Origin of the sequence: Candidatus Magnetominusculus xianensis (assembly GCA_001541255.1) — a bacterium.
GTDB classification, from domain to species: domain Bacteria; phylum Nitrospirota; class Thermodesulfovibrionia; order Thermodesulfovibrionales; family Magnetobacteriaceae; genus Magnetominusculus; species Magnetominusculus xianensis.
On sequence record LNQR01000121.1, the window covers coordinates 1 to 3,359 of the forward strand.

Sequence of the window (3,359 nt, forward strand, 5' to 3'; positions counted from 1 at the left end):
ATTGGAAGGCTTGTATCGCTTGCCCTCAGGTGTAATATAAGCCCGGATGAGATTATCACGCAACTGAAGGGTATCTCCTGCCATCTGCCGGGATGGGCTAACGGCGGCAAGATTTCCTCGTGTGCCGACGCCATAGCAAAGGCCCTTGAGTGGTACTGCCACGGCGAGGTGAACCGCGGTAATTATAAAGACGCCGGTCAGCCCAGCATGGCCGACATAATGGTAGGGGCGTGCCCTGAGTGCGGCGGCGCGGTTGAACACGAAGGCGGCTGCTCAGTCTGCCACGACTGCGGCTTTACAAAGTGTCAGTGAGCGGGCACTGATATTAAACTGATATTAAGAGGAAGGCAAAAGTTAATTTACTTAAACTTTGACAAGAGAATCCTATTTGTCTAAAGTTGTGTTATGATTGGTTAACATTTTATCAGTTTTTTGTACGATTTATGTCAATGAGTTGAATACTATAGAAGAAGAATACAGAGGAAATTGAATATGCAGGCAAAAGAAACCAAACTCCAGGATATATTAGAAGGGACAAAACAATACGTTATTCCTCTTTTTCAGCGCACTTATAGCTGGACGAATAAAGAGTGGGAGATTTTATGGAAGGACTTAATTGAACTATGCGAAGCTGAAAACCCACGAACTCATTTTATTGGTTCAATCGTAACTATGCCGACTGTTTCAGTGCCAGAAGGCATCGCAAAATATTTGCTTATTGATGGCCAGCAACGTTTAACGACAATCTTTATTCTGCTAACTCTCTTGCGTGACAAGGCACAAAAGTTGCGAAGAGAAGATTTCGCCGATGAAATCAATAATACTCTGCTTGTCAATCCTTATAAAAGAGATAATGACTTTTACAAATTAATGCCAACACAACTTGATAGAGACATATACAAGAACATCATTAATGCAAATACAAATGAAAAAGAGAGCAAACTTACGGAGGCATATAATTATTTTGAAAAGAAACTGCGACAAGTGTCGATAGAATACGACATAATAAAGAAAATAATTACCAGCTATTTTTCAGTTGTCAGCATTGTGCTCGACACAGATGATAACCCATATTTAGTTTTTGAAAGCTTGAATGCTAAAGGTAGACCATTAACACAGGCGGACCTGATTCGCAATTATTTCTTTATGCGTATTCACATAGATGAACAAGATGCAATTTATTCCAAATATTGGGAGCCTATGCAAACTGCATTAAATGATAGCCTCACTGAATATATAAGGCACTACCTTATGAGAGATGGGAGCATCATAAAGAAAGATGACGTTTATTATGATCTCAAAGGAAAAGTATCATCTATCAACGCAATTGATTATTTAATGGAGCTAAAAAAATATTCTGTGTACTATCAACGCCTTCTCGATCCTGCACATGAGCCAGATTGTGATTTACAGAAGTGTTTTCGCAGGTTAAATAGAATAGGGGTCACAACGGCTTATCCATTGCTTTTGAACCTTTATGGTGATTATTCAGTAAACAAAATGAACACGGCCGATTTTATTACAATTCTGAAAACAATCGAAAATTATCTTATCCGACGGTTTGTCTGCAATGTACCTACAAATCAACTTAATAAAATCTTCCCCACAGTTTATCCGCTATTAAACACAAAGCATCAAGCTAACCTTGCGGAAGGCATCATGGAAATATTGCAAAAGAAAAGTTATCCAAGTGACACCGAGTTTTATACGCGGTTCAGAGAAACAAAGTTTTATGGAGCTGGAGATAGGCAGATAAAAACCAAACTCATTCTTGAGGCTATTGAAGAGGATTTTGCCCACAAAGAGGCCTTGCCGTATGATAATTTAACGATAGAACATGTGATGCCTCAAACTTTGTCAGAATGGTGGCAGAATCATCTTGGTGAGGACTGGGAAGAGACTCACGAACTATTTTTGCATACCATAGGCAATCTGACATTGACTGGTTACAATGAAGAGATGTCAAATGACGATTTTACTACGAAGAAGAAGACGTATAACTACAGCCATTTGGAGCTAAATAAATATTTCTCTTCAATCGCATCTTGGAGACGTACTGACATTGAAAAAAGAGCGGAAACATTAGCAAAAAAAGCTCTTGAGGTTTGGAAATACTTCGGTCAAGACGCAACCGAGATATCAGACTTGAAACAAGTTACGGGTACGTCACCAACAGGCCTTAAAATCTTGGGACAGCAGTTTCAAGTTCAATCATGGCGTGATGTTTTGGAAAGAACCCTCAATACAATTGCTGATCTCGAACCCGATAAGTTTGACGTTATTGCTCAGAACTTCCCACGCTATCTCAATAAGGATAAAAATAAACTTAGGGCAATACGGCAACTACAAAATAGTTTTTATATCGAGGTCAATCTGTCAGCTCTAAGCATAAAAAAGTTTTGCTCTCAAGCGATGGAAACCATAGAACTTACATCTGATGACTGGGAAGTATTCGTATAATCCTAAAACTTAATTTAGTCTCCACAACAGACAAAATGTACCATTTTGCCTAAATTCCCGCCGATGAATGCTTATAACCCGCATTGTTATTGAGGTGGGTAAGGCCAAAATAAGACAAAACAATAAAGGTCAGGAAAATCTTGCTATTGGTGTACTTTCTATAGCGCTCTCTTTTGAGAGATTTGTTGATGAGCGGAGGACAACTGCAAGAGATACCAGTTATCTTCAACCGTACTTCGCTTGGTGCTAAACCGCTCAGAGACTGGCTGCGCGGCTTGCTATGTGACAACAGACACACAATAGGGTTTGACATTGCAACTGTGCATGTTGATTGGCCTGCCGTTGTGTCGTTGTTTGGGCGGCGGATTGTGGGAATTGCGCAGTGTTCTGCCAAGTCGGCGAATCGCGCAGATTTTGTTTTACGAAGACATTTTTACTTTGGCTTGACAGGGGAAACCCAAGCTCCGACATAGGAATTTGCACCTATCGCATAAATGGTTAGAGACGGCTCAAGGGACGGACAGGTGCTTGCAGTTGCCCAATATGGAAACGCCGAGACCGGCTCAGGAAGTGGTACCGGAAATGGCTCGGGAAGTAGAAGCTGTACATCTGGTTCTATTCAAACGGTCCAGGCGGTTCAATCGCCTCAATCTCTCTCGAACATAAAAATTGTACCTAAAAAGCGTCCCAAGGTCATAAAAGGTACAACAGAAGCGACGCTTACCGGCTGTGGCAACCTCTACGTCACTGTTAATGAAGATGAAAACGGGATGCCCTTTGAGGTGTTTAATCACATAGGAAAGGCCGGTGGCTGTGCCGCAAGCCAATCAGAGGCAATTGGAAGGCTTGTATCGCTTGCCCTCAGGTGTAATATAAGCCCGGATGAGATTATCACGCAA

4 protein-coding genes are annotated in these 3,359 nt (G+C 41.3%); all 4 read left to right on the forward strand.

All coding sequences use genetic code 11. The features are described 5' to 3' along the window. On the forward strand, positions 1 to 312 hold a 312-nt coding region (locus tag ASN18_RS15170), incomplete at its 5' end, for a TSCPD domain-containing protein (protein WP_236861808.1). A 180-nt stretch (positions 313 to 492) separates the two neighbouring features. Continuing rightward, positions 493 to 2,460 (forward strand): DUF262 domain-containing protein, encoded by a 1,968-nt coding sequence (locus ASN18_RS15175; protein WP_085053629.1) that lies wholly within the window; start codon positions 493 to 495, stop codon positions 2,458 to 2,460. A gap of 188 nt (positions 2,461 to 2,648) precedes the next feature. Next, complete coding sequence (locus ASN18_RS15180; protein WP_085053630.1) at positions 2,649 to 2,933, forward strand: hypothetical protein; 285 nt, start codon at positions 2,649 to 2,651, stop codon at positions 2,931 to 2,933. Positions 2,934 to 2,954: 21 nt separating this feature from the next. Beyond that, positions 2,955 to 3,359 (forward strand): TSCPD domain-containing protein (locus ASN18_RS18095; RefSeq protein ID WP_236861809.1); only part of this gene is annotated, 405 nt, incomplete at its 3' end.

Excerpts from the sequence above, each read along its gene's own strand:
- ASN18_RS15175 (WP_085053629.1), top strand. The coding sequence starts at position 493 with ATGCAGGCAAAAGAAACCAAACTCCAGGATATATTAGAAGGGACAAAA.
- ASN18_RS15180 (WP_085053630.1), top strand. The coding sequence starts at position 2,649 with ATGAGCGGAGGACAACTGCAAGAGATACCAGTTATCTTCAACCGTACT.